Annotated in this window: 2 protein-coding genes; both read left to right on the forward strand. The window is 36.1% G+C overall.

The window, feature by feature from the left end; translation table 11 throughout:
• Nucleotides 1-292 precede the first annotated feature (292 nt).
• Nucleotides 293-1,129 carry a peptidylprolyl isomerase gene (locus MVY38_RS00825; RefSeq protein WP_297482388.1) on the forward strand — a complete coding sequence of 279 codons (837 nt, stop codon included), beginning with the start codon at nucleotides 293-295 and terminating at the stop codon, nucleotides 1,127-1,129.
• Between the two features lie 5 nt (nucleotides 1,130-1,134).
• Complete coding sequence (locus MVY38_RS00830; protein WP_297434751.1) at nucleotides 1,135-1,572, forward strand: deaminase; 438 nt, start codon at nucleotides 1,135-1,137, stop codon at nucleotides 1,570-1,572.
• Nucleotides 1,573-1,636: the final 64 nt, after the last annotated feature.

The following is a 1,636-nucleotide window of genomic DNA, read 5'->3' on the forward strand; positions in this document are numbered from 1 at the left end:
TTTTAATCAAGGCAGATGTTCTTCAGCGTAGCCGTAGCTACGGTGAAGGTTATCTAACGCAGAGTAAAGCTCTCTATAAATTGCCCAAAGGGAGGAATAAAAAAAGCGAACTTGCATAAAACTTTTTTTCACCGTAGCTATGGCTATGCTTCAAAAAAGATTTTACACAATTTCATCTTTTTTTCTTTCCTCTGAAATATATCTAGGCTATGAAAGAAGTCTATTAATGAAATTTTAGGCAAATGTTGGTTAAAGGTTGGTAAAATACACCTAAATAAAAAAATGGATAGATATGTATAAAATATTACTGTTGTTACTTATGACGAGCTTGCTGAGTGCTAAAATATATGATGGTGTTGCCATTGTTGTGGAAGATAAGGCAATAACTCTTTTAGATATGCAAAAAGCGATGACCCAAACGCATTTGGATGCGAAAAAAGTTTCTGAGTTGCTCATTCGTAAAAAGCTTGAGGCATTGGAGATAAAAAAGAGAAAAATCACTGTTACAAGTGATGAAGTGTACGCTGACATTAAGAGACTTGCAGAGCGCAATCATCTGAGTGTAGGTGAATTTTACGATGCTGTACGCAATAGTAATGGCCTGAGCTCAAGTGCGCTTCAAAAGAAAATAAAAGAGAAATTGCTACATGAGAAACTCTTTCAGGCAATTGCTATGAGTTCTCTTTCTGAACCGAGTGATGATGAAATAGCCGAGTATTTTAAATTTCACAAAAAAGAGCTTGAACACCCTAGCTCTTTTGATGTAACTATTTATACATCAAAAAGCAGAGAAGAGTTAGAGACTAAGGTGCATAATCTTATGTTTTATTCTCCCTCTGTCACCTCACATGAGCAAGTGTTGGAGTATAACCATATCTCTCCAGAGTTGGCATCACTACTAAGTAAAACGAAAGTAGATACCTTTACACCTGTACTTCCAAATGGGCAGGGTGGCTTTATGAGTTTTTATATAAAATCTGTAAAAATGGCAAAAGATATGGATCTAGAGAGTATTAAACCACAGATTATCAATGCGATTATGTCTAAAAAAAGAGAAGAAGTTCTCACTGAGTATTTTGCACGCTTACGCGATAATGCGGATATTCGTATTATTAGAATGCCAAAGTAAAAAATATGTTAAGTGATCAAATATTTATAAAAATAGCAACAGAAATTGCCTCTGCATCGAAGTGTGTCTCTAAACAAGTTGGAGCAGTCATTGTAAAAGATGGGCGTATTTTAAGTACGGGTTATAATGGAACACCTCCAGGGTATGTAAACTGTTGTGATTATTGGGACGGCGAATACACTTCAGAGCATCATGAATGGTCTAAGACTTATGAGATTCATGCAGAGATGAATGCCATTATATGGGCGGCAAGAAAAGGTATAAGCATAGAGGGCGCGACTATCTATGTGACACTTGAACCATGCAGTGAGTGTAGTAAAAATCTTATAGCGAGTGGTATTAAACGCATTGTTTATGACAGGCCTTATGAGCATACTCACTCAGATGTTATCTCGAAGTTTTTAAAAGATAATGGAGTGAGTATTGAGCGTTTAAGCCTTTAAAAAATCAACGATTTTTGAAGGTGGACGGCCAATGACTGCTTTGTCATCTTTAATGACAATTGGG

This window comes from Sulfurimonas sp., assembly GCF_027056685.1.
In the GTDB taxonomy this organism is placed as follows: Bacteria; Campylobacterota; Campylobacteria; order Campylobacterales; family Sulfurimonadaceae; genus Sulfurimonas.